General features: G+C 51.8%; 25 protein-coding genes and 1 other RNA gene. 23 read left to right on the top strand and 3 right to left on the bottom strand.

Annotated features, from left to right (window positions below; translation table 11 throughout):
• Positions 1 to 763 precede the first annotated feature (763 nt).
• The 20 genes from ffs (at position 764) to G8770_RS04090 (ending at position 19,982) form a co-directional block, all read left to right on the top strand.
• Positions 764 to 860, top strand: an RNA gene (gene ffs / locus G8770_RS04185) — signal recognition particle sRNA small type.
• 177 nt (positions 861 to 1,037) lie between these two features.
• The gene (gene dnaX / locus G8770_RS04180) at positions 1,038 to 3,137 is read left to right on the top strand and encodes a DNA polymerase III subunit gamma/tau (RefSeq protein ID WP_167182074.1); all 2,100 of its coding nucleotides are present in this window, start codon (positions 1,038 to 1,040) and stop codon (positions 3,135 to 3,137) included.
• A 58-nt stretch (positions 3,138 to 3,195) separates the two neighbouring features.
• A complete protein-coding gene (locus G8770_RS04175; RefSeq protein ID WP_167182071.1) occupies positions 3,196 to 3,516 on the top strand; it encodes a YbaB/EbfC family nucleoid-associated protein in 321 nt (106 codons plus the stop codon).
• Between the two features lie 44 nt (positions 3,517 to 3,560).
• On the top strand, positions 3,561 to 4,154 hold the full coding sequence (gene recR, locus G8770_RS04170) for a recombination mediator RecR (protein WP_167182068.1): 594 nt from the start codon (positions 3,561 to 3,563) through the stop codon (positions 4,152 to 4,154).
• 96 nt (positions 4,155 to 4,250) lie between these two features.
• A complete protein-coding gene (gene rnd, locus G8770_RS04165; RefSeq protein WP_167182065.1) occupies positions 4,251 to 5,399 on the top strand; it encodes a ribonuclease D in 1,149 nt (382 codons plus the stop codon).
• Between the two features lie 167 nt (positions 5,400 to 5,566).
• Entirely contained in the window at positions 5,567 to 5,854 is a 288-nt protein-coding gene (locus G8770_RS04160) for a YcgL domain-containing protein (protein ID WP_167182062.1), read from the top strand.
• A gap of 71 nt (positions 5,855 to 5,925) precedes the next feature.
• Entirely contained in the window at positions 5,926 to 6,375 is a 450-nt protein-coding gene (locus G8770_RS04155) for a YcgN family cysteine cluster protein (RefSeq protein WP_167182059.1), read from the top strand.
• A gap of 85 nt (positions 6,376 to 6,460) precedes the next feature.
• On the top strand, positions 6,461 to 6,916 hold the full coding sequence (locus G8770_RS04150; protein WP_167182056.1) for a hypothetical protein: 456 nt from the start codon (positions 6,461 to 6,463) through the stop codon (positions 6,914 to 6,916).
• A gap of 302 nt (positions 6,917 to 7,218) precedes the next feature.
• Entirely contained in the window at positions 7,219 to 7,881 is a 663-nt protein-coding gene (locus G8770_RS04145) for a YEATS-associated helix-containing protein (protein ID WP_167182054.1), read from the top strand.
• A gap of 54 nt (positions 7,882 to 7,935) precedes the next feature.
• Positions 7,936 to 8,553: a DTW domain-containing protein gene (locus G8770_RS04140; protein ID WP_167182051.1), complete on the top strand. Its 618-nt coding sequence runs from the start codon at positions 7,936 to 7,938 to the stop codon at positions 8,551 to 8,553.
• A gap of 48 nt (positions 8,554 to 8,601) precedes the next feature.
• Positions 8,602 to 9,027, top strand: coding sequence for a GNAT family N-acetyltransferase (locus tag G8770_RS04135; RefSeq protein ID WP_167182048.1), 426 nt, complete (start codon positions 8,602 to 8,604; stop codon positions 9,025 to 9,027).
• A 181-nt stretch (positions 9,028 to 9,208) separates the two neighbouring features.
• Positions 9,209 to 9,988 (top strand): class II glutamine amidotransferase, encoded by a 780-nt coding sequence (locus G8770_RS04130; RefSeq protein WP_167182045.1) that lies wholly within the window; start codon positions 9,209 to 9,211, stop codon positions 9,986 to 9,988.
• A gap of 97 nt (positions 9,989 to 10,085) precedes the next feature.
• The gene (locus G8770_RS04125; protein ID WP_167182042.1) at positions 10,086 to 10,361 is read left to right on the top strand and encodes a hypothetical protein; all 276 of its coding nucleotides are present in this window, start codon (positions 10,086 to 10,088) and stop codon (positions 10,359 to 10,361) included.
• A 131-nt stretch (positions 10,362 to 10,492) separates the two neighbouring features.
• The gene (gene hrpA / locus G8770_RS04120) at positions 10,493 to 14,398 is read left to right on the top strand and encodes an ATP-dependent RNA helicase HrpA (protein ID WP_208022033.1); all 3,906 of its coding nucleotides are present in this window, start codon (positions 10,493 to 10,495) and stop codon (positions 14,396 to 14,398) included.
• Positions 14,399 to 14,797: 399 nt separating this feature from the next.
• Complete coding sequence (locus G8770_RS04115; protein WP_243760252.1) at positions 14,798 to 15,214, top strand: HvfA family oxazolone/thioamide-modified RiPP metallophore; 417 nt, start codon at positions 14,798 to 14,800, stop codon at positions 15,212 to 15,214.
• A gap of 265 nt (positions 15,215 to 15,479) precedes the next feature.
• Positions 15,480 to 16,358 carry an HvfB family MNIO-type RiPP peptide maturase gene (locus G8770_RS04110; protein ID WP_167182039.1) on the top strand — a complete coding sequence of 293 codons (879 nt, stop codon included), beginning with the start codon at positions 15,480 to 15,482 and terminating at the stop codon, positions 16,356 to 16,358.
• Positions 16,359 to 16,360: 2 nt separating this feature from the next.
• Positions 16,361 to 17,119, top strand: a complete 759-nt coding sequence (locus G8770_RS04105; protein WP_167182037.1) for an HvfC family RiPP maturation protein — start codon at positions 16,361 to 16,363, stop codon at positions 17,117 to 17,119.
• Positions 17,120 to 17,379: 260 nt separating this feature from the next.
• Positions 17,380 to 18,450 (top strand): porin, encoded by a 1,071-nt coding sequence (locus G8770_RS04100; protein WP_167182035.1) that lies wholly within the window; start codon positions 17,380 to 17,382, stop codon positions 18,448 to 18,450.
• A gap of 149 nt (positions 18,451 to 18,599) precedes the next feature.
• Positions 18,600 to 19,178 (top strand): hypothetical protein, encoded by a 579-nt coding sequence (locus tag G8770_RS04095; protein ID WP_167182033.1) that lies wholly within the window; start codon positions 18,600 to 18,602, stop codon positions 19,176 to 19,178.
• Between the two features lie 87 nt (positions 19,179 to 19,265).
• Positions 19,266 to 19,982, top strand: a complete 717-nt coding sequence (locus tag G8770_RS04090) for an MlaA family lipoprotein (RefSeq protein WP_167182031.1) — start codon at positions 19,266 to 19,268, stop codon at positions 19,980 to 19,982.
• Between the two features lie 139 nt (positions 19,983 to 20,121).
• Here the strand turns inward: G8770_RS04090 and G8770_RS04085 are convergent, their stop codons facing one another.
• A complete protein-coding gene (locus tag G8770_RS04085) occupies positions 20,122 to 20,460 on the bottom strand; it encodes a PilZ domain-containing protein (RefSeq protein ID WP_167182029.1) in 339 nt (112 codons plus the stop codon).
• A 385-nt stretch (positions 20,461 to 20,845) separates the two neighbouring features.
• Between G8770_RS04085 and G8770_RS04080 the strand changes: the two genes are divergently transcribed.
• Together G8770_RS04080 and G8770_RS04075 are read left to right on the top strand one after the other, a co-directional pair.
• Positions 20,846 to 22,036, top strand: a complete 1,191-nt coding sequence (locus tag G8770_RS04080; protein ID WP_167182027.1) for a response regulator — start codon at positions 20,846 to 20,848, stop codon at positions 22,034 to 22,036.
• 93 nt (positions 22,037 to 22,129) lie between these two features.
• Entirely contained in the window at positions 22,130 to 22,615 is a 486-nt protein-coding gene (locus G8770_RS04075) for an STAS domain-containing protein (RefSeq protein WP_167182025.1), read from the top strand.
• Positions 22,616 to 22,660: 45 nt separating this feature from the next.
• Here the strand turns inward: G8770_RS04075 and G8770_RS04070 are convergent, their stop codons facing one another.
• On the bottom strand, positions 22,661 to 23,110 hold the full coding sequence (locus G8770_RS04070; RefSeq protein WP_167182023.1) for a tellurite resistance TerB family protein: 450 nt from the start codon (positions 23,108 to 23,110) through the stop codon (positions 22,661 to 22,663).
• Between the two features lie 129 nt (positions 23,111 to 23,239).
• Entirely contained in the window at positions 23,240 to 24,247 is a 1,008-nt protein-coding gene (gene dusA / locus G8770_RS04065; RefSeq protein WP_279537085.1) for a tRNA dihydrouridine(20/20a) synthase DusA, read from the bottom strand.
• A gap of 291 nt (positions 24,248 to 24,538) precedes the next feature.
• Between dusA and G8770_RS04060 the strand changes: the two genes are divergently transcribed.
• Positions 24,539 to 25,321 (top strand): trypsin-like peptidase domain-containing protein, encoded by a 783-nt coding sequence (locus G8770_RS04060; RefSeq protein WP_208022032.1) that lies wholly within the window; start codon positions 24,539 to 24,541, stop codon positions 25,319 to 25,321.
• The last annotated feature ends 136 nt before the right edge of the window (positions 25,322 to 25,457 follow it).

Here is a 25,457-nt window from a genome sequence, read left to right as displayed (position 1 = left end):
TGCACACCCAAAAACACCTTGCTCCTAAGGATGGGGTTGGTATCGGTCAGCTGGAATGTCATTCATAATGTATGGCTATAGAGGCGATCGTGGACTGTTGTTATTTGAATTTCAGATGGGCGTAACATCATAGTGTTTAGAATGGTATGAGGGCGCTTGCTGCCAGTTTTACTAGTCTCATAATGAATGTTGCGGACTTCCTGTGCGTTAACATTTCTTTGCGTATCATTACTGAGCTTTTCATTAAGGGATTCGAACCCTCGAATTTTCAACAGGAAATTGATGTAACAACATATGTAACACTGAGTTTTTTCGAACCAAATAAAATACAGATATTACAATAGGTTAGGATTTAAGTTCGAATCCCCCCCTCTCCGCCATTTAATAAAAAAGGGCTTACCCGCAAGGGTAGGCCCTTTTTTTATTAACCGCGCAGCGGGGCTGATTTAACAACATCCCCCGGTTCGACAAATCGCATCGCGATTTAGACTCCGCAGGAGCCCGCAGGGGGATTTACAGCCCCCAGGCTGAAAATCATCAATCCCCCCCTTTTTTTATGCACTGGTGATGTTTTCCTGTGTTCCCGCAAGGGTGGGCCCTTTTTGTGAGTTGTGCTTGTTTTTGAGCGGTTTAGGTCAGAGCTTGAGCAAATGCACGAGGTTGTGCATTCTGGCAACGACGTTAATCGCGATCAATTTGCCCACAGGGTTGCAATCGCCCCTCAAAACGGGAATAATCGCCGGCGTTTCGCAATGGTGGCTCTTTCCGGTCCCCTCGCAATGATTAGCTGTGAACTCCGCCAGGCCCGGAAGGGAGCAACGGTAGCAGTGAGCTCATGTGCCGGGGTGTGGCTGGTTTGAGCCGCCACCCAATTCCTGCGAAACTTCTCCTGCGGTCATTCTGTTCGTTTTCTTTGTCTTCATAACGCCCAATTCTAAGGCCTTCTGAGTGGTGGCTCGCCAGCGGCAACTTCTGTCGATATAATCGGTCGCTCACTATCTTTCTATTGATTTAAAGACAAGGAATCCCCAACCTTCATGAGCTATCAAGTTCTTGCCCGAAAATGGCGTCCACGGACCTTTCGTGAGCTGGTTGGACAGCAGCACGTGCTGCAGGCGCTGGTGAATGCGCTGGATCACAATCGTCTGCATCATGCCTATTTATTTACCGGTACACGCGGTGTCGGTAAAACCACCATTGCCCGAATTTTGGCCAAATGCCTCAATTGTGAATCCGGGGTGAGTTCTGAGCCCTGCGGTCAGTGTGGTGCCTGCTGTGAGATCAACGAAGGCCGTTTTGTCGATCTGATCGAAGTGGATGCGGCGTCAAGAACGAAGGTTGAGGATACTCGGGAGCTGCTGGAAAATGTTCAGTATGCCCCGACGCGGGGCCGTTACAAGGTGTACCTGATCGATGAGGTGCACATGCTGTCCAACAACAGTTTCAATGCGCTGTTGAAAACACTGGAAGAGCCGCCTCCCCACGTCAAATTCCTGTTGGCTACAACGGATCCCCAAAAGCTGCCGGTCACCATTTTGTCTCGCTGTCTTCAGTTTCATCTGAAAAACATGGACCCGGAGCGGATTGTGGGCCATCTCAAGTTTGTGCTTGAGCAGGAAATGGTGCCTTTTGAAGAGTCCGCCCTGTGGCAATTGGGTCGCTCTGCCGATGGCAGTATGCGCGATGCCATGAGTTTAACGGATCAGGCGATTGCTTTTGGTGGCGGCAAGGTCGCAGAGTCCGAAGTGAGAGCCATGCTGGGCACCATTGACCAGAACCTGGTTTACCGCGTACTGGAAGCGTTGGTATCGGGTGATGGCGCGCAGGTGCTGCAAGCGGTGGATGAATTGTCACAACACGCACCGGACTACAGTGCCGCTTTGGCAGAGCTGTTGTCGGCGTTGCATCGGGTTGCCATTGCCCAGGCGCTCCCGGAGGCTGTTGATAACAGTCGTGGCGATCGTGAACATATTTTGTCGCTGGCGCAGCAGTTGCCAGCAGAAGACGTGCAGTTGTTTTATCAGACCGCATTAATGGGACGTCGTGATCTGCCCATGTCGCCGGACCCCAGGTCTGGTTTTGAAATGGTCCTGTTGCGGATGATGGCATTCAGACCGCAGGGGGTGCACAGTGTGCCCACTCAAGCGCTGCCACAATCTCAGTCGACACCTCAGGCTGCTCCAGCATCGACGGAGACTGCTCCTGCGTCTGGGCTGCAGTCAACAGCTTCGCCAGCGCGTCCGCCCTCTGCCCCATTGGTGGATGAAGCCCCCCAGTGGGGTAATGAAGAGCCTCAGCGGGTGGATATAGAGCCTCAGCGGGCAGATATAGAGCCTCAGCGGGCAGATATAGAGCCTCAGAGAATGGCGGAACAGTCTCAACCCGCGCCCGCCGTTGCGCCGCAGGCGATGCCGACACCACCACAAAAAGCTGACGTGGTAACAGATGTCGTGTCAGACGGTGAGAGAGCCGATGTGCCCTCGGCAGCAGTCCAGTCGGGTACTGGTGATTCGGAACAACGCTTGCAGCCGGCCAGAGAGGACGCGTCGCTAGAGGCGATTAAGCCAATATCCCCGCCGGACACTGGAGCAGAGGTTTCGCAGGACTTCCAAAGCCGCAGCCCTCAGGGGCGCAGCTTGTCCGCGGAAGAAATGGCGTCGATGGGGCTGCAGCCCGCTCGACAGATCCAGGCGGCGGAGAAGCCTGCTGCGTCAGCCCCGGCCCTACAGAAGGTTCCCTTGGCGGCGGCCAGCCCGGAGCGCTGGATAGAGATTTACGCCGGCTTGGGCGTTGGGGGTGTTTTGCAGAGCACAGTGTCCAACTGCTTGCTTCATCATATTGAGGGCAATCACTGGTATTTTGTGCTCGATCATCTGCACAGCACCTTATATGACGATGGCCACCAGGCTCGTTTATCCGAATTGTTAAGCCAGTATTTTGGTCAGTCAGTGACGGCGGTGATTGAGCTAGGCACGGTGACGGCGGAAACTCCGGCGGCTTGTGCCATCCGCATTCGTGAAGAGCAGTACACCTATGCGCTGCAGGCGTTAAATGACGACCCGGTGGTGCAGCAGTTGTTGCAACAGTTTGAAGGTGTTTTGGATGCAGAGTCGGTTAAACCGGTCCTGGATGCGTAGTGGACGGTTTAAGTAAAATTAGTGCTAACCAATTAAGCACAGGAATATCGAGGTAGTTATGAAAGGTCTTGGCGATTTAATGAAGCAGGCCCAGGAAATGCAGGCCAACATGCAAAAAATGCAGGAAGAGCTGGCCAACGCAGAAGTTCAGGGTGAATCCGGAGCCGGGTTGGTAAAGGTGGTCATGACTGGGCGGCACGATGTCAAGTCGGTGGTCATTGACCCGAGCTTGCTGACCGAAGAGAAAGAAATTCTGGAAGATTTATTGGCTGCAGCTGTGAATGATGCGGTTCGTAAGGTCGAGGCCAATACGAAAAATAAAATGGGCGATTTGACCGCCGGAATGCAAATGCCGCCGGGTTTCAAAATGCCGTTTTGATCACCGCTGAATTAATTAAACGTAACGGATAAATCAACTGATTTATGTTTAGTCCCCTGATTGATGAATTAATGAGTAGCTTGCGTTGTCTGCCGGGCGTGGGTCCAAAGTCTGCGCAGCGTATGGCGCTGTATTTATTGGAGCGGGACCGGGAAGGTGCGGCGCGGCTGGCCAGCTGCCTGGATAAAGCCGTTGAAGGTGTTGGTCACTGTAGCCGTTGCCGAACGCTGACCGAGCAACCGGTTTGCGGCATCTGCAATAACAGCCGCCGGGACGACTCCTTATTGTGTGTGGTCGAAACACCGGCAGATGTGCTGGCGATGGAGTCTGCGGGCACCTTTCAGGGCAAGTATTTTATTTTAATGGGGCACTTGTCGCCCATTGACGGCATTGGCCCGGCCGACATCGGTTTGGATGTGTTGCTAAGCCGTCTGCAAGCCGGCAATGTTGAAGAATTAATCCTGGCCACAAACCCCACCGTGGAAGGCGAGGCCACCGCCCATTACATTGCCGATCAGGCGAAGGCGCAGAACGTCAAAGTCAGCCGGATTGCCCACGGTGTCCCTTTAGGTGGGGAGCTGGAATACATTGATGGCGGCACCCTGGCTCATGCGCTGTCCTCGCGTCGCCAGATTTGAGTGGGCGGCAAGCACCGCCGCTGACGGGAGGCCGTTGCTGATGCAATGGTCGCGCCCTTCGCTGCCTGACACCATTCCCATTACTTGAGTAACTGCATGTCTGTCATTCCCCAAGACCCCATTTGGATCAATGAAACCGCTGAACTTGAACGTTTATGTGAACGCTGGAACCAGCAGGCGGCGATTGCTGTCGACACCGAATTTATGCGCAGTACGACCTTTTTTCCCAAGGCCGCCTTGTTTCAGGTCGGCGATGGGCAGGGTTGTTATCTCATTGATCCGTTAGCAATTGATGATTTTTCAGCCTTCCAGGGGGTGATGCGCAACCCTGAAGTGATCAAAGTGCTGCACTCCTGCTCCGAAGACCTGGAAGTTTTTCAGACGTTTATGGGGCAGATTCCAACCCCGGTGTTTGATACCCAGATTGCCGCAGCCATCGCCGGTCATGGATTTTCACTGGGTTACGCCAAACTGATAGAAGTGTTGATGAATGTACCCGTGCCGAAAAGTGAAACCCGCTCGGACTGGTTACAGCGCCCATTGAGTAAGCCACAGTTGCAATACGCGGCGCTGGATGTGGCTTACCTGCTGGTTGCCTATGGCCTGCTACGCAAACAGTTAAAGCAGAATGGGCGCCTGGCCTGGGTGGAAAAGGATTGTGCTGACATGCTGGCGCAGGCCGAGCGGGGCATCGATTTCGATCAGATGTACCTTAAAATCAAGTCCGCCTGGAAACTGAATCGCCCCCAGTTGGCAGTGCTTCAAGCCCTTACCGCCTGGCGTGAAGAGGAGGCGCGCGCGCGCGATGTGCCCCGAAATCGACTTATTAAGGAGCATGCTCTCTGGGACATGGCCCGCTACCAGCCAACCGAATTGAAACAGATTTCAGGCCTGGAGGGCATGACGGCTCGAATTCTCAAGGAAGATGGCGACACGCTGCTGTCCATCATTGCCGAATCTGAAAAACTGCCGGAAGAGGCGTGTCCTCTCCGACTGCCCAAGCCACTGCCGCCGGAGCAGGGCGATCTGCTGAAATCGCTGAAACACTTTGCCCGTGAAACCGCGGTAACGCTGGGTATTGCGCCTGAAGTGCTGGTGCGCAAGAAGGATTTTGAGGATCTGGTGCGTTCAGGCATGGAAAATAGTGACTATAGTTTAAACGAGCGTCTGTCCGGTTGGCGGCGGGAGGTTGTGGGTCAGGGCTTGCTGACGTTGGCGCAGCAGTGGTCTGCCGGTCAGCGTTGACTTTTCAGGGCGCCAGGTGCGTGCCAGCCCGAGATGTTCATGCCGGTAACGCCAAGACCCAAATAATTGTAACCAGGTACCTGTAAACAAGTGCCTATAATCCAGTACCTGAAACAAAGCACCTGTACCGCGATTCAGCGTGAGGAAACTTTGCCAGAGAGAAGAGCATGAGAGTAATTTGCGATATTTACAAAAGCCCTCGTGAAGATGAAATGTTTCTTTACGTAAAAAAAACGGATGCATTGACCCGCGTTCCCGAGGCGCTGCTGGAGAAGTTTGGTAAGCCCAAGCATGTCATGACCCTGCTGTTGCAGCCCGGCAAAAAACTGGCCCGTGTCGAGGTGGAGCGTGTGTTGGAGCAGGTGGAGCTCAAGGGCTACTACTTGCAGATGCCTCCGGTTAAAGATACTGAAATGCAAGCGATTCACCTGCAGAACTCTAAAATGAATCTGTAACCGAGCTGGGGTCTCAGTACTACGGATTCCCAGCAATATGGATGCCTGACACCGATGAATGTTCAAAACCTATGATTGCTCAATTCGCCCATTTTTGGGAGCGAAAAACGTTATCCGAATTGTCGCAAGAGGAGTGGGAATCCCTCTGTGACGGTTGTGGCAAATGTTGTTTGCACAAGTTGGAAGACGAAGACACCGGCGAAGTACACTATACCTGCGTGGCCTGTCGCTATCTGGATCGTGAAAAGGGCGGATGTCGCGAATACGAGCAGCGATTAACGCTCGTGCCAGCCTGTGTCGATCTCACTCCTGAGGGGGTCTCTCAATTCAAATGGTTACCGAAGACCTGCGCCTATCGATTGGTGGCTGAGGGCAGGCCGCTGTATGATTGGCACCCGCTGATTTCCGGATCGAGTGAATCGGTACATAAAGCCGGCATTTCCGTGCGGGGCAGAGTGTATGCAGAGGAGCAGGTTCCAGAAGAGGAATTAGAAGACTATATCGTACACTGGGTTGAGTGAAAAATGAGTACACTGTGTGAAGTCGGGGTGGGTTGTCAGGTCATCACACACAACAAAAAACAATGGACAGGAAGATTGAGCAGACATGATGTTAGAAAGCAGTAGTGCAGCTTGGGGATATTACCTGTTGGGTGCGGCAGGTTTGTATGCAGTATGGTGGCGTTTTACCCTGTGGATTAACTGGTCTCTGGTCCGGCGGGTATTGCGCGCGGTCATGTTGGTGATCCTTGTTTGCCCGTTCAGTGTGGGGGAGGGCTACCTGGATATGGCTCCGGCGGTATTGATGGCCCTGATGGAAATGGTATTTGAAGGGGAAGGGGCGTTCTACCGTGCGGGCTCGGCCTTGCTGATCTGGATGGGTATTGCGGCTGCCCTGGCGGTCTTGTTTGACGTTGCCTCTCGTTTTTGGAAAAAGCAGCCTGCTGAAAAATCAGCAGCACAAAAGCAAAGCGAAGCCCGCATTCAGGCTCTAACCCAAGAGGCTGGCCCCGCCTCCAGCGCCTCCACTTCCGATCAGTCGGCCCCAGCCAGCGCAATCTAGTCTGAGAATTGCTTTGACGGGTTGCTTAACAGAGTGCTCAGACGCTGCCTGCCTGAGCGCTTACCGGGGCTGACCAGAATGGCGATCCCGTCAATATAATTATCTCCGGCACGTATTACCATCACCTATCGGCTTTCAGGAACGCTCTGCCGCAGATCCTCGTGCGCTGGCGGTTGTTAGCCATTGGGTGGCGCACTTTGCATCTAATCCGGTTCGCTGTATTTTAGGGGGAGGGGCGGATTTAACGCCAAAGTCGTCAAGCGTATTGACCAACATGGAAATTCGAGCAGAAGGGAAACAGTATGGCGAATCATATTTTAATTCTGGCCGCAGTGATGCTGATTGCGGGTGTCTTTGGTGGCTTGATCAACTATTACCAAATGAACCAAAATACCAGCGACCGTGGCAGTTTACCTCGCTGTATCGTGATTGGCGTGGGAGCTTCGTTCTTGGTCCCCGTGTTCCTGGATCTCGTCAACAGTGACTTGATCCTGGAAATTCAGGGAGATCCTTCCCGTTTGTTGATCTTTACCGGGTTTTGCCTGGTGGCGGCGATTGCAGCGCGGGTATTGATCGTCAGTATGTCGGATCGTCTTTCACGTGAAGTTGCCCTGGCCAAAGCACAAGCGGAGGCGACCCAACATGAGTTGCGTGTTTTACAAGATGAGTTGATGCCGTTGATTGCCGGTGAAACAGAGCAGGATGTTCTGGATGACCACAACGTCGAACTGGACAGTGATCTGGACGAGGGGGCTGCTAAAGTGCTGCAGGCATTGGCGGAGAGTGACTTTACCTTTCGCTCGCTGCCGGGGCTGTGCCGGGAGACCGAAATGGATGAAGCTACGGTCAGCAAAACACTGGCGATACTGGTGTCTAAAGATCTGTCAGGCAAGGTCAGTGGACAACAGGGAATGCGCTGGCACTTAACCCGGGAAGGCCGCCGCATGCAGGGGCTGTTAAGTTAATCCCTGTATAAATGTATAACTGTATAAGTGTGAAAATTGTACCCTAGAGACAGTGTGACCGAATGCGGTCGTTGCCATTGGCGAAAAGAGTGGTGTCTGTGCGAGCAGGCACCTCAGTTGACGCCCCGGTTGCATGTATTGTTGCTGACGCATGAGCGTGAGCATGCCAAACTTTCTAATACCGGACGCCTGCTGGAGGCGTCACTGCCCAATGCACATGTACTCGATTGGCAGCGTAAAACGGCGGGCAGTCAGGTGCTTGAAATTGCCGGGCAGCAAGGGTTAACGCCCATTCTGTTATTCCCGGAAGATCGACCTTGCTCGGAGCGCGCGGTGATGGACTTACCGCTATCCTTTTGCCTGAGTTCGAGTGTCCCCCATGACATGAATCAGCTGATGTTTATCGTGCTTGATGGTACCTGGCAGCAGGCCGCAAAGATGGTACGAAGTTCACCGGAATTACAACGTCTGCCTCGCCTGGAGTTACAATCCGATTCAGCCAGCGCCTATCAGCTGCGTAAAAACCAGCAACCAGGGCATTTTTCGACCGTGGAAACCGGTTTGTTATTAATGCAGACTCTGGGTTTTAATGAGGATGCTGAAAGACTTCATGACTATTTCCAGTGTTTTTTGCAGCACTACGAAGCGCAGCGCAGTAATCACAGACGTTAATCTTATTCACGTTGATCAGACGACAAACGCGGTTGGCAGTCATCCCCTATGTATCAATTAGAGCGGCTCTCGGACCTACAGATCCCCTTAATCAATAAGTTTTATAAACAGTGCCGGTATTCATCTAAAGCCGGACGTGGTGAAGTCCTTTATGTCTTGAAAGGGGCTGCGGGGATAGTGGCTGCAGTGCGTCTGGAGCCGAAAAGCGATGGCTGGTATTTTCTGCGTGCCATGTGTGTTGCCCCGGAATTACGCGGGCAGGGTGTCGGTACTCAATTACTGCAAGGATTGGTGAGTTTTCTGCGGGAAAACCCCTGCTATTGCTATCCTTTTCAGCACCTGGAGAGCTTTTACGCTCAAGTCGGGTTTCAGTCAAAAGATCCACAGCAGGCGCCGGCCTTCATGAGCGAGGCGTTTCAGCGCTATACTCAACAGGGCCGCAAAATCATTCTCATGGAACGACTGGCGGGTTAACCTGAACCATTACGGCTATACCATGAGACACTGGCAAGCACTGAGTTTTTGAAGATACCGCGCTTTTTTATATTTTTTTACCCATAGAGGGCTCTGCAACCAGCTGGCAACAGTAGAACTGCTCATTAAGCAAACAAAAGCCTAAAACACAATAAAAGCCAATTACAGGCGAGTCATTATTATGTGCGAACTGCTTGGAATGTCAGCCAATGTCCCCACGGATATTTGTTTCAGTTTTCAGGGATTGATTCAGCGTGGGGGTGGCACCGGCCCCCACAAAGATGGCTGGGGCATTGTCTTTTATGAAGGCAAGGGCATCCGCGAGTTTCGCGACCCAGACCCAGGCGTTGACTCCGAAGTCGCACGGCTGGTGCAACGTTATCCGATCAAAAGCTGTTACGTCATCAGTCACATTCGCCAGGCCAATATGGGCCCTATCTGCCTGGAGAACACTCACCCTTTTACCCGCGAAGTGTGGGGCGAAAACTGGACGTTTGCTCACAATGGCCAGCTGCCCCATTTTGACAGCCTAACGTTAGGCAAAGACGTACCGATTGGCACCACCGACAGCGAGCACGCTTTCTGCTGGTTGCTGCAGGAATTACGCACGACTTTTGACCGCTCGCCGGACCCACAGACGCTAAAAGCGTTTCTTCACCCTCGCTGTGAGCAGTTAAGAGCCATGGGGGTGTTTAATTTGTTGCTCAGTAACGGGCGTTTTTTACTGGCCTATTGCAGTACCAAATTGCAGTGGATTACCCGACGAGCACCGTTTGGCAAGGCTCAGCTTACCGATGCAGACGTCGCCATCGACTTCGCCGGTGAAACCACGCCCAACGATGTGGTAACGGTTGTCGCGACTGAGCCGCTCACCAACAATGAGCGATGGCATAAAATGCTGCCAGGTGAAATGGTGTTGTTCGTGGATGGTGAGTTTTGGGCAGGTTCTGGGGGTAAATGATTTACCTGTGTTTGCCGCAAAATTTAATGTGCAGCCTGTGAACCACAGAAACGCTACACCAGTACACAAGTGCCTTTTCCCTGTGGGAGAGCATTATTTGGCTGAAATTTCGTTTCGCTATTCACAAAACTGCTCCGGAAATCGCGAAGAAAAGGATCAAAAAGTCAGCCTGAAACCCATATGGGAATTGATCAACAGCATCCTTGACAGCCTGATCCTGACCCTCTCCCCTGAAAACCAAGCGAAAGTCGATCAACTCAAGGCCGAGTGCCCGGATTACACCCTGAGCGAGAGCTTCCCGCCTCTAACATGGCCTGTCGAGACCCCTTCTGGGGATGCTTCTGCGGAACCACTCAAAATCCACGCCAGCTAGTCTGCGGGGGCTTTCAAGGCCCCGTTTTTATATCCGCTCCCAACCCTTTATAATGGCCGGCTTTCAGCTATGGCTGTTGTCCCGCAGTGGTTTTGCCAGTGCGGTCTTATTTGAGTTGTCAGGAGTTCGCTTTGTCCACAAAGGCTTTGTCTACAGAGATTGTTTTGTCGTTAGAAGCGAAGCTGAAAGAGGCTATGGGGCGCGATCAGCACCGCTTGTCCCGTCAATTGGGGCAAATCAAAGACCGCCTGAAAACCGGGCAGTCTGCCGATCAGGCGATTGACAAGCTGCGGGGCGGTATTGAACGGTCGGTTGATCTGTGCCGCCGTCGCGCCGAAGCGGTCCCCACTATTGAATTTCCCGAAGAATTGCCGGTCTCCGGGCGCCGGGAGGAAATCGCCAAGCTGATTCAGGAGAATCAGGTGGTCATTCTGGCGGGTGAGACGGGCTCCGGTAAAACCACCCAGTTACCGAAAATTTGCCTGGAATTAGGCCGTGGTGTGAAGGGGCTGATTGGCCACACACAACCCCGACGGATTGCTGCGCGCACGGTGGCGTCCCGTATTGCGGAAGAGCTGAACACGCCGTTGGGGCAGTCGGTGGGCTATCAGGTGCGTTTTACCGATCATTCGCAAGACACCAGCCATATTAAGCTGATGACCGACGGTATTTTACTGGCCGAAATTCAGCACGACCGCTACTTGAATAAATACGATACGCTGATCATCGATGAGGCGCATGAGCGCAGCCTCAATATCGATTTTCTGTTGGGTTACCTCAAGCGAGTACTGCCAAAGCGCCCGGATCTGAAGGTGATTATTACTTCGGCCACCATTGATCTGCAGCGCTTTTCGGAGCATTTTGACAATGCCCCGGTGATTGAAGTGTCAGGTCGCACCTTTCCGGTTGAGGTTCACTATCGGCCCATGGCGGATAAGGACGAAGATCTCTATGGGGCCATTACCGACACCGTTGAAGAAATCCTGCAAACTGAAAAGAGCGGTACCCGTCGAGGCGGAGATATTCTGGTGTTTCTCAGTGGCGAGCGGGAAATTCGTGAAACGGCGCTGGCGTTGCGCCGCGCCGAGTTTCCACATTTGGAGGTATTACCCCTTTACGCGCGCCTGAGCCTGGCTGAACAGAATAAAGTGTTTAACGCGCACAAAGGCCGCCGTATTGTGCTGTCCACCAACGTGGCCGAAACCAGTATTACCGTGCCGGGCATCCGCTATGTGATTGACCCGGGCTTGGCGCGCGTCAGCCGTTACAGTTTTCGATCCAAAATTCAGCGCTTGCCCATTGAGCCCATTTCTCAGGCCAGTGCCAATCAGCGCAAGGGTCGCTGTGGACGGGTGAGTGAGGGGGTGTGTTATCGCCTCTACGATGAGCAGGATTTTCTCAACCGCCCGGAGTTTACCGACGCCGAAATTTTGCGCACCAACCTGGCAGCGGTGATTTTGCAAATGTTGAATTTGCGCATCGGCGAAGTACGGCATTTTCCGTTTGTGGACATGCCGGATCCGCGCCTGCTGAGCGACGGTTTCAAACTGCTGGAAGAATTGCAGGCAGTCGACAAACACGGCAAGGTGAATGCACTGGGACGTCAGCTGATGACCCTGCCGGTAGACCCGCGTCTGGGGCGGATGGTGCTGGCGGGAGCCAAGCTCGGCTGTTTACGTGAAGTACTGATTGTGGTCAGTGGCATGTCCATTCAGGATCCCCGTGAACGGCCGGCAGATAAAAAGCAGGCCGCTGATGAAAAGCATCGTCGTTTTAACGATGACCACTCGGACTTCATCGCCTATATCAATCTGTGGAATTATGTCGAGCAACAGCGGCAGGATCTCTCTCAAAACCAGTACAGTAAACTCTGCAAAAAAGAATTTCTGTCGTATTTGCGCCTGCGCGAGTGGCGAGAAATACACCATCAACTGGTCACCGCATTAAAACCTTTAAAGCTCAAGCAAAACACCGAGCCGGCTGCTTATGAAGCTCTGCACCGGGCGTTGTTGACGGGCTTGCTGGGCTACGTGGGCAACAAGGCCGAAGACAAAGAATACCTGGGCGCACGCAACCGCCATTTCTTTATCTTCCCGGGGTCGTCTCAAAGTAAGAAGTCTCCCAAATGGCTGGTAGCCGGCCAGCTGTTGGAGACTTCCCGTTTGTTTGCCCATCAGGTAGCCAAAATTGAGCCTGCCTGGGTTTTGCAGGCTGCGACCCATCTGGTCAAGCGCAATCAGTTTGAGCCACACTACGACGTCAAAAGCGGGCAGGTCATGGCGTATGAGCGGGTGACGCTCTACGGACTGGTGCTGGTTGAAAAACAGCGAGTCAGCTTTGGCAGTATCGATCCGAAAACGGCTCGGGAAGTGTTTATTCGCGCCGCGCTGGTGGAAGAGCGCTATCGGGGTAAAGGTCCGTTCTTTAAACACAATCAACAGCTGATTGCTGAGCTGCACGAGCTGGAAGCGAAATCCCGTCGCCGCGATATTTTAGTGGATGAAGAGTCTATTTATCGTTTTTATGACGAGCGGGTTCCTGCGGATATTGTGAATTTGGCGGGCTTTGAACACTGGCGAAAATCTGTTGAGCTGGATAAAGAGCGTCCTCAGCCACACTTGTTGTATCTGCAGCGCGATTACCTGATGCAGCACGACGCCAGTGCCATCACTGAAGCGCAGTTCCCGGCCGAATTAAACTGGCAGGGCCTGACCTTTCCCCTCAGCTACCATTTTGAGCCGGGCCACCCTGAAGATGGGGTCAGTATTCAGGTACCGGTTGCCGCGTTGCACCTGGTGCCGGAGCACCGGCTGGATTGGTTGATACCCGGTATTCTCAGAGAGAAATGCATTCAGCTGGTGAAGGGGCTGCCCAAGCAATGGCGCAAACACTTTGTGCCAGTGCCCAACTATGTGGATGAAGCTCTGGCTTCCTTGAGCCCGGATGACGTGCCCTTGACTGAAGCGTTGGGTCATCAGCTGAAACGGCAGACCAGTGTGGATATTCCACAAGACCAATGGCAGCAGGTGCAAGTGGATGATTACTACCGTTTCAATATTCAGGTGGTGGACGAGCGCGGTAAGGTACTGGCACAGGGACGAGATCTGGCGACCCTGCGGGAGCGCTATCGGGATCAGTTGCAACAAACGCTGAAAAGCAATGATGATTCGATTGAGCGTGCGGGCATCGTAGAATGGGATTTTGGCGAGCTGGCAAAAGATATTCGCCTGAAGCGGGCTGGTATGAGTATCACGGCTTACCCGGTGTTGATTGACGAAAAGGACTCGGTGGCTCTGCGCTTGCAGGATAACCCCATCGAAGCCGAGTACCTCTCCAGGCGAGGCATTACCCGGCTGGCCTTATTGCACTTGCAAAGCAATGTGAAATACTTGCGCAAGGAGTTGTTGAAAGGTAAGGATCTGGGGCTTACGGTGGTGTCGCTCGGCAAGCGCGAGGCGGTGGTGGATGACATGATCATGGCAGCGGTTGCCGATGCCTGTTTCAGCGGGGAGTTGCCCCGTACCCAGGCGGCGTTTCTGGCGTGTATTGACGCCGGACGAGATCAGATTACGGCCAGGGCCAGCGAGCTGGAAAAACTCATGGTGACGGTGCTGACCGAAGTCGTGACCATCAAGAAAAACATCAAATCCAATAAAAATGCCCTGGCCATTGCAGTGGCTGCTGGCGATATTAACCAGCAATTGCAGCGGCTTATCTACCCGGGCTTTCTATTCCAGACGCCACAAAAGTGGTTGCAGCAATACCCCCGTTACCTCAAGGCCATCAGTTTGCGGCTGGAGAAGGCGCCGACGCAAATTCAAAAGGATAAAGTCTGGACCGCCGAAGTGGATGGTTTGTGGGAGCCCTGGCAGCAAAAGCTGGATAAAGACGGTGAGGCGGCAAGTTATGCCAACGAAAAGCTGGTTCAATACCGCTGGATGCTGGAAGAGTACCGAGTATCGCTGTTTGCTCAAACCTTGAAAACACTCATGCCTGTGTCTGAAAAGCGCCTGAAGAAACTGTGGAGCGAGACGTAAGCAGAGCTTGAGTCGACTCTCATTGTCTAGTTCCGAATCACAAGATCTGGCAGGAGATGACATAACCCCAGGCTGTTGTCTGAATCCCATGGCAGGCGCCGTGATGTGTAGCATACCTCCCTGCTGGCTTGTCCTTTGCCACGCTTTTGTGAAACTATCCAAAGACTGCCCGGTCATAGTAAACACCATCACCTTCGTGATGCCGGGTTTTCACGACCGGAAGTGGTTTTTCATGGAGCGATGGCGTGACCGTCAGTTAATTGGTGGATTGTCGACTAATTGATGTGACAGGCGGTACTTGATGGTACACGATATAGCAGCTGGACATTGTTGTGCATAAAGCCAACTGTCTCCATGCTCTCAGGCACTCGACATAAACAGTTAGAAAGGATAAGGGTTATGGTTAAGAAAGAAATCACAACTGGCCGCGCAGTTAAAATGAAAACTTTAACGTCACCGTTTGCAGCTGCAGTCAGTGCTGCGTTTGTTGCTTCTGCTGCACTGGCTCCGTTGGCTCACGCGGACGCGAATCCCTTCTCCGCACAGGAGTTGTCTTCGGGCTATAACCTGGCTGAAAAAGGCGCCGAAGGCAAGTGTGGGGAAGCTAAATGCGGCGCCGATAAAGCGGCCAAAACCAAGAAGGAAGGTAAGTGCGGCGAGGCCAGGTGCGGTGCCGACAAAAAAGCTGCCAAAGAAGGCAAGTGCGGTGAAAGTAAAGGCATGAAAGAAGGCAAATGTGGCGAAGGTAAAGCCATGAAAGAAGGCCAGTGTGGCGAAGAGAAAGCGATGAAAGAAGGCAGCTGTGGTGAGAAATAAGCCCAAAGTTGATGTCACGCTTTGATTTTTTCACCCTGTGGTGTGAGGCGGTTTACTTCGTGGTTGTTCACGAGTGAGTGACTCTTTACTTCAGGTGTTTCCGGTTGGGCTATAAACACGGTGTGTGTGGATACCTTTCCCGAAACGCCATGAAGTTGTCAAAGAGTTAAAGAAGTTATCAAACAGTTAAACAAGAAGTCATTCAACGTCGCCTCACCTTTTCGCTGATGGGTGACTGTACCACCAGTCTATTAAGCAATTTATTATGAAGCGTTCATACCCCGTTGATGGAGCCGGTCTTGGCTTGAGGCGCAGCATGCTGGATGATTTACAGTCTCTGACTGTAGACGACGTGCAGTTTATGGAGGTGGCGCCTGAAAACTGGATTCACCTGGGTGGGCGGTTTGCGAAGAAATTTCGCGAATATACAGAACGTTTCCCCTTTGTGTGTCATGGTTTATCGCTATCGATTGGATCTGCTGATCCACTGGATCTGGATCTGCTGTCCAACATTAAGCGCTTCATGCAAGACCACAACATTCGCCAGTACACCGAACACTTGAGTTACTGCAGTGATCATGGTCACCTGTACGATTTGATGCCGATACCTTTCACCGAAGAGGCGGTAAGACACGTAGCGAATCGTATACAACAGGTGCAGGATTTTCTTGGGCAACGCATCGCGATGGAAAACGTTTCTTACTATTGCGCACCACAGCAGGAAATGAGTGAAATTGATTTCATCAACGCGGTGCTCGCCGAAGCAGATTGCGATCTTCTCCTGGATGTTAATAATATCTACGTCAACAGCATTAATCATCGCTATGACCCGTTTGAGTTCCTCACGCAGTTGCCTCTCGAAAAAACCGTTTATGTACATATCGCTGGGCATTTTGAAGAAGCGGAGGACTTACGGGTTGATACTCACGGCGCTAATGTAATCGCGCCAGTATGGAAGATCCTGCAGGTGGCTTACCAGCGCTTCGGTGTCATGCCAACCTTGTTGGAGCGAGATTTCAACATTCCTGCGACGCAAGAATTGATGCTGGAAGTCAAACAGATTCAACAGTTGCAGGATGAGGCCAAAACGCTTTCCGGGGGGCGTGATTCAATGAATGCAGACTCTGATTTGAGCAAGGTGTGACTATGAGTGATGCGCTCCCTGGGTTTCTCCACACCCAAAAACAGTTTGCCGATTACGTTCGCGATCCAGACGCCAGTCAGGCACCAGAAAATCTGGAAAAGCGACGTTTGAAAATATATTGCGATCTGGTGTACAACAATATTGAAAGTTTTCTCAGTAGTGGCTTTCCAGTTTTGCGCAGTATTTATGAAGACCAGGACTGGCACGAACTGGTGAGAGATTTTATTCGCAGTCACGAATCTCATTCTCCGTATTTCCTGGAAATCAGTCAGGAATTCCTCGCCTACTTGCAATATGAACGGGAAGGGCGAGAAGGTGACCCGGGCTTCTTATTGGAGTTGGCGCATTACGAATGGGTGGAGCTGGCATTGGATGTCTCGGAAGAGGTGGTACCAGTGTCTGGCGAAAAGCGGTTAACACAAGATCTGCTGCAACAACAGCCGCTGGTCTCTCCCCTGGTGTGGGCGCTGTCATATCAATATCCCGTTCATAAGATTGGGCGGGCTTTTCAGCCGCAACAACCTTCAGCCGAGGCTGTCTTTATTTTGGTTTATCGCAATCGGGAGGATCAGGTCCGGTTTATGGAAACCAATGCACTGACCGTCCAACTGCTCAATCTTTTACAGGGGGATGAAGGACTCACCGGTGAACAGGCTCTGCAGCGTCTGGCCATCGAGAGTGGGTACCCGGATCCACAGCACTTCGTTCAGCTGGGCCATGAGATACTCAAAAAATTACAGAATTCAGACGTTCTTTTTTGATATGGCACCCCGGCATTCTTTGGTCTACTGCGGATTTTTATCCTAACTGACTGATTTTAAAGACTTTATTTTCTTTCCCTTAGTTCGCGTCGCCGAATTAATCTAAGCCATAAAAAATCCCTTTTTTAAACCTTGGTCATATTACTGACATATTTCGTCGTCAGAATGCCTGCCATAACGTAATCAACGAGCAAGGGTTGCGTTCAAGGCTTGATGACAACTGGTCTAACTACAACCAAAAGAGTTTAGGGGATAACACCATGAAAAAAGCATTATTACCATTAGCTGTAGCCGCTGTATTGCCTGTCACTGCGTTCGCCGAGTTGGGCGAAACCGATACCAGCTTTTACGGCAAAATGAACGTAACGGCGGTAAACACCAACTTTGATTCCAGCGTTGACGGCGATAACGAAAGCGCCTGGAACCTCAACAGTAATGCTTCACGTGTGGGCTTCAAGGGTAAAACCCAGCTGGGCGAGAACCTGTACGCCATCTACAAGGCCGAATTTGAAGTCTATGTAGACAGTGGTATTTCTGGCAGCAGCTCTGACGATCAAACCTTCAAGCAGCGCAATATTTATGTGGGCTTGATGGGTGACTACGGCACCATCATCGCCGGTCGCCACGATTCCGTGTTGAAGCTGTCTCAAGCGAAAGTGGATTTGTTTGGTGATTTGCAGGGTGGCGACATCAAGAACTGGATGTCTGGTGAGACCCGTTCCAGCAACATGATCAATTACACTACCCCTAAACTGGGTGGCTTTTCACTCTCTGTGATGAGTGTTCTGGGTGAAGACAGTGGCGATCGTCGCGACGGTCTGCTGGACAGCTACTCCACCGGGGTGAGCTTCAGCCACGAAGGCCTGTATTTGGCTCTGTCTCGTGATGAAAACGTAAAATCCGGCAGTCAGGAAAAGCAATTTCTGAACATCAACCGCTTTGTGGCCTCTTACGCAATCGGTGATCTGACCCTGGGTGCGATTCTTCAGCAAGCTGAAGACGGTGACAACTTTGAAGATAACGCTTCTGGTTCAACCGAGATGAGCTACGACGAAGACAGCTTCATGGTCAGCGCTGCTTATAAGCTGGGTGACTTTGTTCTGAAAACTCAATACGGTCAGGGCGAGTACACTGTTGAAGATGCAACCTTTGGTGGCAGCCTTGTTGACGATGACTTTGAAAGAGAGGCCTGGGTTGTGGGTGTTGATTACAAGCTGGCCAAGTCAACCAAAGTCTACACCTATTATTCCAACATCGAAACCGATGACAATCTGCTGTCTTTCTCATCCGACAGCGATGTCTTTGGCCTGGGCATGGAACACAAGTTCTAATATAGCCATCGATTTAAACAGTGCTTAAGGAAAAGGTGCATTGGCACCTTTTCCGGTTGGTTGATTTTTGGGATGCATTATTGAAGGTTGATCAAGCTCTGAAAGGCCGATCAATTTACTGATAACCAGTCATTTTTGTGGAGAAAATGATGAAGCGTAATTTTTGGGCAGCAGTTGTCATAGCGTGTTCAACTCAGTTATTTGCCGGCTCGTTGCGGGCTGACAATAGCACCTGTGGCAATGAAGTGGATATGGCGGACAGCCTGGATTTCAGTAAACTGCATGTGGATTGCAGCGAGGAACCTGATTTTGTTTATGACCCCGAAGAGGGAACCCGCTTCTTTGGCAGAAACAAAAAAGCCGTCGACACCTATTCGCAGAAAAATACCGACCAGCCTTCAGGCCTGGATCAGCATGTCTCTCGCCTGCAGTCAGGCAGCCAAGGTGTGGTGGAGGAAGACCTCAGCGCACAGGTCACAAAACAGGCTTCAGCTCGCCTGAATCCGGCTGAACAGCTGGTAAAGAACGACCTGGCGGAGAGGAATGCCAGCGTCGTGTTTAATATCCGTGAGCCCTTTAGCGTAACGGGTGGTCCTCAATCTGCGCTCAATGGCTTGTTTGCACAGATGGTTCATTATTGCCCGCAGGGCTGGGAAAAACTGAAAGAATGGTCTGTGCCGGCTCAATCTGATTATTTTTTGCACTACCAGTTTCAGTGTGCTGAATAAACTGGAAGGGTAAGTTGGGTGGAGGCGCTATGCCTTCAATCCGACCTGGGCTAAAATGCTTCCTTCGTACATGTCAGGAGGGAGACGATGGGATTCAATGCCCGATTTACATCAATAGCAGCTGGATTGCTGTTTTCACTGGTTAGCCAAGCTGGTTTATCTGCCGAGGTCGGTGATCGGGACCCTTGGGAAGGATTCAATCGCAAGATTTTTGTCTTTAACGATACCCTGGATCGCTATTTCTTAAAGCCGGTTGCCAAAGGTTACCGTGCTGTCACTCCTGACCCTGTTGAAACGGGCGTTTCCAACTTTTTTTCCAACCTTCTGGAAGTTCGCAATATCCTCAATGATGTCTTGCAGTGGAAGTGGCTTCAGGCGAGTAATGATACCGGTCGCCTGATTGTCAACTCTACGGCGGGTGTTGTGGGTATCTTTGATGTGGCTCGTCATTTTGGGATGCCGCGCAGCGAAGGGGAAGACTTTGGCCAGACATTTGCTGTGTGGGGAGCCGGTGAAGGCGCCTACCTTGTGTTGCCGTTCCTGGGTTCGTCGACGGTTCGAGATGTTTTTGGCTACCCACTGGGTGCCTATGTCCATCCTGTCAGCAGTATTGACCACATTCGCACGCGTAACGTCTTAATGGGGGCGGATCTGCTGGATACCCGGGCGAAGCTGTTGGATGCAGAAGACCTGTTGAGCGGTGATAAGTACAGCTTTATTCGCGACGCTTATCTCCAGCGGAGAACATATTTGATTCAGGACGGTGTTGTCGAAGACGATTTTGGCGGTGAGCTCGACTTTTAATTCAGCCCGAGGGTTAACCCCGCTCAAACGCTCAAGCCCGAATTCTAAAGAGGGCAGTGCAGTCTCAGAACTGGCAGCGGCAGCCATTGGCCTTGCATTCGGGTGGCCAATGCTGACTGGTAAGGTGATGCTGCCGCGCTTACACGCCGCTTGGTGGCGGGTCCGGCTGCAGAATTTTTAAACCCAGTAAACAGTGATTTTCAGGTCCACTATCGACCCTGACCACTTCCGCTTTTACCTGCAGTATGGGTTGATGGTTGTGTCTGGAAAAAACGGTGACATTGAGCTGACTGGACACCGGGAGTACCTTGTTTATCTCAAGCAGCATCCCACCACCGCTTATATTCCGACATGTCCCCGACAGCTGATTGGTCTCAAGGGTCAGCGTTGATGATATGCATTCCACTGTGGCCGGCGCATTGACCTGCATCCGAATAAAGCTGCGTTTTTCCCGATAAGCTCTGTTAGCCAGATTCATAGTGAAGCCCTGTTATTGTTGTGGTTTTTCTGGTGCGGTCTGGGTGGGTTCCTTTGTGGTCTGCAGTCTGCTCGTCTGGCTTGGACAGACGTGTGCATAGCCAAAATAAGAAGGTTGAGAGTCTCTTTTATAAGCTTAAGTTCTTAGTATTGCTGTGCTAAAACTACCGGAAAAATTGTCATTTGAACAGCTTGCGTGCCTGTGGTGATAAGAGTAGTGTAAGCCCTTTATGTCGCTTAATTCTTTGCGATATGCCCGTGTCGACACTGTCGGCGTTTGCCTTCCTTGCGGGAATCTTTCATGCTGGAAGTGCATATCGCGGCGCTGTTCAGTCAACTTTATTAAGTGCTTAGCTGGATATCACTACAATCGATTCAGGTGAAGAATGCCTTCAGGAAGTCGGAAATTACTCATCATTGATGACGATACGATTGTGCGGGAAAGTGTCGTGGCCTATCTGGAAGACAGCGGTTTTGAAATGTTGGAGGCCGACCAGGGTGTTGTGGGTATGGCGCTGTTTCAGCAACATTCTCCGGAGGTCGTGCTCACCGATTTGCGTATGCCTTCAATGGATGGCTTGCAGGTGCTGGAACAAGTACATCAGCTTTCTCCAGAGACACCGGTAATCGTGATGTCCGGAGTCGGGGTCATGGGGGATGTCGTCAAGGCACTGCGCCTGGGCGCCTCCGATTTCCTGATCAAGCCTCTTGTTGATATGGAGGTGCTCGTTCATGCGGTGGAAAAAAGCCTTGAACGGCGTGATCTTCTGGCCCAAAACTTACAGTACCGCGATGAGTTAGAAGCCGCCAACAGTGAACTTAAGGATCATTTGCGGACTTTGCAAAAGGATCAGGAGGCGGGGCGACGTGTGCAACAGCAGCTTTTGCCCCCCAAAAAAGTCACCAAAGGCGAATATTGCCTGGAGCACCGCATTATTCCCTCGCTGTTCCTCAGCGGTGACTTCATAGATTTGGCCTATACCGGTGATCGATATTTCTCATTTTATCTGACCGATGTTTCGGGGCATGGTGCGTCATCAGCCTTCGCGACCATCTGGCTGAAGCACGCCACGGCAGAAGTTGCCCATACCTGGCAGCTGTTTACCGGCAAACGTTCGGTGGCAGAAGACATGAACATCGGCCTGGCTGAGGTCAATCGCCTGTTGCTGGAGACCCGCCTGGGTCATCATATGACGTGTCTGGTCGGGGTAGTGGATATTAAATTGAACCGGCTGTACTATGCCGTGGCTGGCCACCTGCCATTGATGGTGCTGAAAACTCCGGATCAAACCTGCTTTTTAGAAGGTAAAGGTCGACCTCTGGGGCTGTTCCCCAATCAGGAATGGCAGTTGTATGAGGCCGAACTTCCCCCTGGCTCAGCAGTATTAGCCTTTTCAGATGGCATTTTGGAGGTTATGCCTCCTCAAGATTTGCTGGAAAAGGAAGATTATTTGCTGAGTTGGCTTTCGTCGGGCGCGGCCGGTATGGACAATATCAACCGCACGCTTAAACTGGATGAAATTGTCGATGCACCGGACGATATTGCCGTTTTGTGTCTTTCACGCAGTGGTAGTTGAAGTGAACAGTTGTAAAATACTCTATGAAAACACGGTCAGTGATGTCGAGAGTTGCAGTTGGGTTAAAGGCTCAAGGGTTTCAGGGTAAAGACTATGCAGCAAGGTAAGATTTGGGTTGCAGATCACGCTGGCGTCTATGTGATTAAGATGGTGGGTGACGTCAGGTTGACCTTGTGCATGTCATTTGACCAGTTTATCGATGCCATGTTTGAGGCGGATGATTTTGCCTCGATCATTTTTGATCTCACCAGTGCAGAAGCGATTGACAGTACCACGCTGGGGTTGATGGCTAAAATATCGATCTTGGCCGATCAGCGCAAACATCTGCGTCCTGTGATTATTTCCACGTCGGCCGGTATTAACCGACTTCTAGACACCATGGGTTTTTCCGAGATCTTTAATATCATGACCGAACTGCCCGTGCCACTGAGTCCCGATCAGTGCCTGGAAGTGTGTGACATGGATGAATGCGCAGCCAGAAATAAAGTGTTGGAAGCCCACAGGATTTTGATGGAGTTAAATGAAAACAACCGGGAGACCTTTAAAGATCTGGTGAAAACCCTGGAAGACTCCAACTGATTTCAGCAATAGCAGCCCCCATAAAACTCCGGTCAAACCACACCCTCATCTATCGAGGGCGACTTTTTTGGCGCGAATAAATTCGCTGTGGGGGACGTATATCAAATCGCTGACCCGGCGAATAATATACTCCTCGTACTTGTCCAGATCGCCGTCTGAAAAGGCAACTCGCCACATTCCCTGCATCAGCTCAAATTTCTCTGCTGCACTGAACTCATCGTTCACGCAGCGCGTGAACTGGTACAGCGACGTGGCATCATCACTCTCCCTGCGTGCCTGGTCAATCAACTGATGTAAGGTTTCGCTGTCGATATCGAATTGGCGCTGGAGCTCATTGATCAAGGCTTGTATTTCGGTTGCATCAAAGTGATCGTCAATGGTCGCGACCTCAATCATGAGAGCTGCGGCGGCCAGCTGCTTCGGATCCAGGGCGTCAATAATTTCGGCATCGGTGTCCAGCAGTTCCGAAAAAAACGTTTTAATTCCCTTAAGCATTAGTGAGCCTCTTCACTGTTTAAAGATGGTGGATGAGCCCAGTGGCGGTGCCGCTTAGCTCGTGGTAAAAGGTTGCTCCGCAGGGGCCTGAGCCCTGGGTATTACCTTAGTGAATATGGCGCCCAGTGACTAAAAATTGACCAGGCCAATCGCATCTTCCAGAACGCTAATCCCGGCGTCGGGCTTGTGGGCGTTTTCGCTAATGTGCCGGCGAAAACGCCGGGCACCGGGTAAACCCTGAAAAAGTCCGAGCATATGGCGGGTCATATACTTTAGCAGTTGTCCTTCGCTCATCTGCTCTTGGCAGTATTCGACAAACTGAGCGGCAATTTCCTGACGAGACTTAATTTCGTGATGGTCGTGGTAAAAACGCTGGTCTACCTCGGCTAACAGGTAAGGGTTGGTGTAAGCTTCTCGGCCAACCATGACACCGTCAACCTGGACGATTTGTTCTTCGCACTGCGCCAGGGTGTGCAGTCCACCATTAATGACAATCTCCAGCTCGGGAAATTCCTGTTTTAACTGGTAAACCCTGTCATACCGCAGAGGCGGTACCTCGCGATTCTCTTTCGGGCTGAGCCCCTGAAGCCAGGCTTTACGGGCGTGCACAATAAAGGTCTTGCAGCCTGTCTTGGCGATCGTTTCGACAAAATGGGCCATGCCGGCGTAATCGTCCATGTCGTCAATGCCGATGCGGTGCTTGACTGTGACATCGATGCTGACGCTGTCCTGCATGGCTTTGACGCAATCGGCCACTTTGGTCGGGTGAGCCATCAGAATGGCACCAATCATACCATTTTGTACCCGGTCACTTGGGCAGCCACAGTTCAGGTTAACTTCGTCGTAGCCCCATTCTTCGGCCATACGGCTGCACTTTGCCAGGGCCACAGGGTCACTGCCGCCCAGCTGAAGCGCCAGTGGGTGCTCGGTGGGGTGGTAGCGTAAAAATCGAGCGGGGTCGGCGTGCAGTAGCGCACCGGTGGTCACCATCTCAGTGTACAAAACCGCATGATGAGAAATCAGGCGCCAAAGGTGTCGGCAATGACGATCTGACCACTCCATCATGGGGGCGATGCAGAAGCGTCGGTTCACCGCCGGTGGCAGGGTTGTCGAGGTCGTGTCGAATTCTGTTGTCAAATTTGTTGTCAATTGCAGTGCCGCAGAGTCAGGGGGCCAGGCCCGGATATCAAGGGTTGAAAAGGGGGTAATTATAGCCTTTTCCGTGACGATTCGGGAGGTCGTCTAAATTTGTGTCTATATTTAGGCATAGGGTCTTATTTTGAGGAAGTGAACGCCAATCAGCTGTCACGATCACCAGCTCTGTCACAGCGATTCTCAATAAAGCTCAACGCAAGCCAAAGGAGGCAGAATTTGCTGTGTTACAGGATCAGGACGTCATTGATAATACCGAATTTTAAGGCAGTGTGGGTGCCCGCAAGGGCGGGGACTCTGCTTGTTATTCTGTGGCTGTTGATGGGCGGGTGGAGCAGTGCTCAGGCGGGATCGTTACCGGAGACCCTGGATAAGGTCAGAGGCAGCGTCATTGCGGTTGGCACGGTAACTCCGGCGCGAAGCCTTAAAAGAAAAGGGCCTCCCGTAAAAATTCTGGCCACCGGTTTTGTGGTTGGTAATGGCCGTCAGGTGATTACCAACATGCACGTACTGCCTGAAACCATAGACACGGACAACGGAGAAGTGCTGGTCGTATTCTCCGGGCGGGGGCAAGCGGCTAAGGCGACGAGCGCAAAAGTGAGGGCTACTGATGCAGAGCATGACCTGGCTCTGCTGGAGCTGACCGGCGCCACTTTACAGCCCTTGGTCCTGGCGAGCGATGACTTTGTCAAAGAGGGCAGCCAAGTGGCCTTCACCGGCTTCCCGATCGGCATGGTTTTAGGTCTTTACCCCGTGACATCCAGCGCCATTATCTCGGCAGTGACCCCTTTCATTCTTCCGACATATTCAGCATCGAATTTATCCGCAGAACACATTAAAAGCCTGAAGAATCCTTTCGAAGTGTATCAATTGGATGCGATTGCTTACCCCGGTAACAGCGGCAGCCCGGTGTATGGAATCGATGATGGTCGAGTCATTGGGGTGGTTAACAGCGTGTTTGTGAAAGGCGCCAAAGAAGGGTTGCTGAAAACACCTTCTGGCATTACCTACGCCATACCGGTTCGTTATGTAAAGAAGCTCATGAGAGAGAATCCGTAAAGCCGTCTGCCATTCGCAGGAAGAGTCATAAAGCAACACTTTGCGATGGACTTCATGTTTTCAAGGGCCTGTTAAGTGAACTAGTGGGTGGGTGAATGGTCTATCTTTCGCCTCAATCAGCGGCATTTGAGGGATC

It is taken from the genome of Pseudomaricurvus hydrocarbonicus (assembly GCF_011602365.1).
Taxonomy (GTDB): domain Bacteria; phylum Pseudomonadota; class Gammaproteobacteria; order Pseudomonadales; family Cellvibrionaceae; genus Pseudomaricurvus; species Pseudomaricurvus hydrocarbonicus.
The sequence above is the reverse complement of the archived record's forward strand: the minus strand, read 5'-3'. Positions and strand labels throughout refer to the sequence as shown.

Excerpts from the sequence above, each read along its gene's own strand:
- G8770_RS04095 (WP_167182033.1), top strand. The coding sequence starts at position 18,600 with ATGAAGCGTAATTTTTGGGCAGCAGTTGTCATAGCGTGTTCAACTCAG.
- G8770_RS04100 (WP_167182035.1), top strand. The coding sequence starts at position 17,380 with ATGAAAAAAGCATTATTACCATTAGCTGTAGCCGCTGTATTGCCTGTC.
- G8770_RS04085 (WP_167182029.1), bottom strand. The coding sequence starts at position 20,460 with ATGAATCTGGCTAACAGAGCTTATCGGGAAAAACGCAGCTTTATTCGG.
- dnaX (WP_167182074.1), top strand. The coding sequence starts at position 1,038 with ATGAGCTATCAAGTTCTTGCCCGAAAATGGCGTCCACGGACCTTTCGT.
- G8770_RS04175 (WP_167182071.1), top strand. The coding sequence starts at position 3,196 with ATGAAAGGTCTTGGCGATTTAATGAAGCAGGCCCAGGAAATGCAGGCC.
- G8770_RS04115 (WP_243760252.1), top strand. The coding sequence starts at position 14,798 with ATGGTTAAGAAAGAAATCACAACTGGCCGCGCAGTTAAAATGAAAACT.
- G8770_RS04130 (WP_167182045.1), top strand. The coding sequence starts at position 9,209 with ATGTGCGAACTGCTTGGAATGTCAGCCAATGTCCCCACGGATATTTGT.
- rnd (WP_167182065.1), top strand. The coding sequence starts at position 4,251 with ATGTCTGTCATTCCCCAAGACCCCATTTGGATCAATGAAACCGCTGAA.
- G8770_RS04160 (WP_167182062.1), top strand. The coding sequence starts at position 5,567 with ATGAGAGTAATTTGCGATATTTACAAAAGCCCTCGTGAAGATGAAATG.
- G8770_RS04110 (WP_167182039.1), top strand. The coding sequence starts at position 15,480 with ATGAAGCGTTCATACCCCGTTGATGGAGCCGGTCTTGGCTTGAGGCGC.
- G8770_RS04075 (WP_167182025.1), top strand. The coding sequence starts at position 22,130 with ATGCAGCAAGGTAAGATTTGGGTTGCAGATCACGCTGGCGTCTATGTG.
- G8770_RS04145 (WP_167182054.1), top strand. The coding sequence starts at position 7,219 with ATGGCGAATCATATTTTAATTCTGGCCGCAGTGATGCTGATTGCGGGT.
- G8770_RS04080 (WP_167182027.1), top strand. The coding sequence starts at position 20,846 with ATGCCTTCAGGAAGTCGGAAATTACTCATCATTGATGACGATACGATT.
- G8770_RS04070 (WP_167182023.1), bottom strand. The coding sequence starts at position 23,110 with ATGCTTAAGGGAATTAAAACGTTTTTTTCGGAACTGCTGGACACCGAT.
- G8770_RS04150 (WP_167182056.1), top strand. The coding sequence starts at position 6,461 with ATGATGTTAGAAAGCAGTAGTGCAGCTTGGGGATATTACCTGTTGGGT.
- recR (WP_167182068.1), top strand. The coding sequence starts at position 3,561 with ATGTTTAGTCCCCTGATTGATGAATTAATGAGTAGCTTGCGTTGTCTG.
- G8770_RS04105 (WP_167182037.1), top strand. The coding sequence starts at position 16,361 with ATGAGTGATGCGCTCCCTGGGTTTCTCCACACCCAAAAACAGTTTGCC.
- G8770_RS04135 (WP_167182048.1), top strand. The coding sequence starts at position 8,602 with ATGTATCAATTAGAGCGGCTCTCGGACCTACAGATCCCCTTAATCAAT.
- G8770_RS04090 (WP_167182031.1), top strand. The coding sequence starts at position 19,266 with ATGGGATTCAATGCCCGATTTACATCAATAGCAGCTGGATTGCTGTTT.
- G8770_RS04155 (WP_167182059.1), top strand. The coding sequence starts at position 5,926 with ATGATTGCTCAATTCGCCCATTTTTGGGAGCGAAAAACGTTATCCGAA.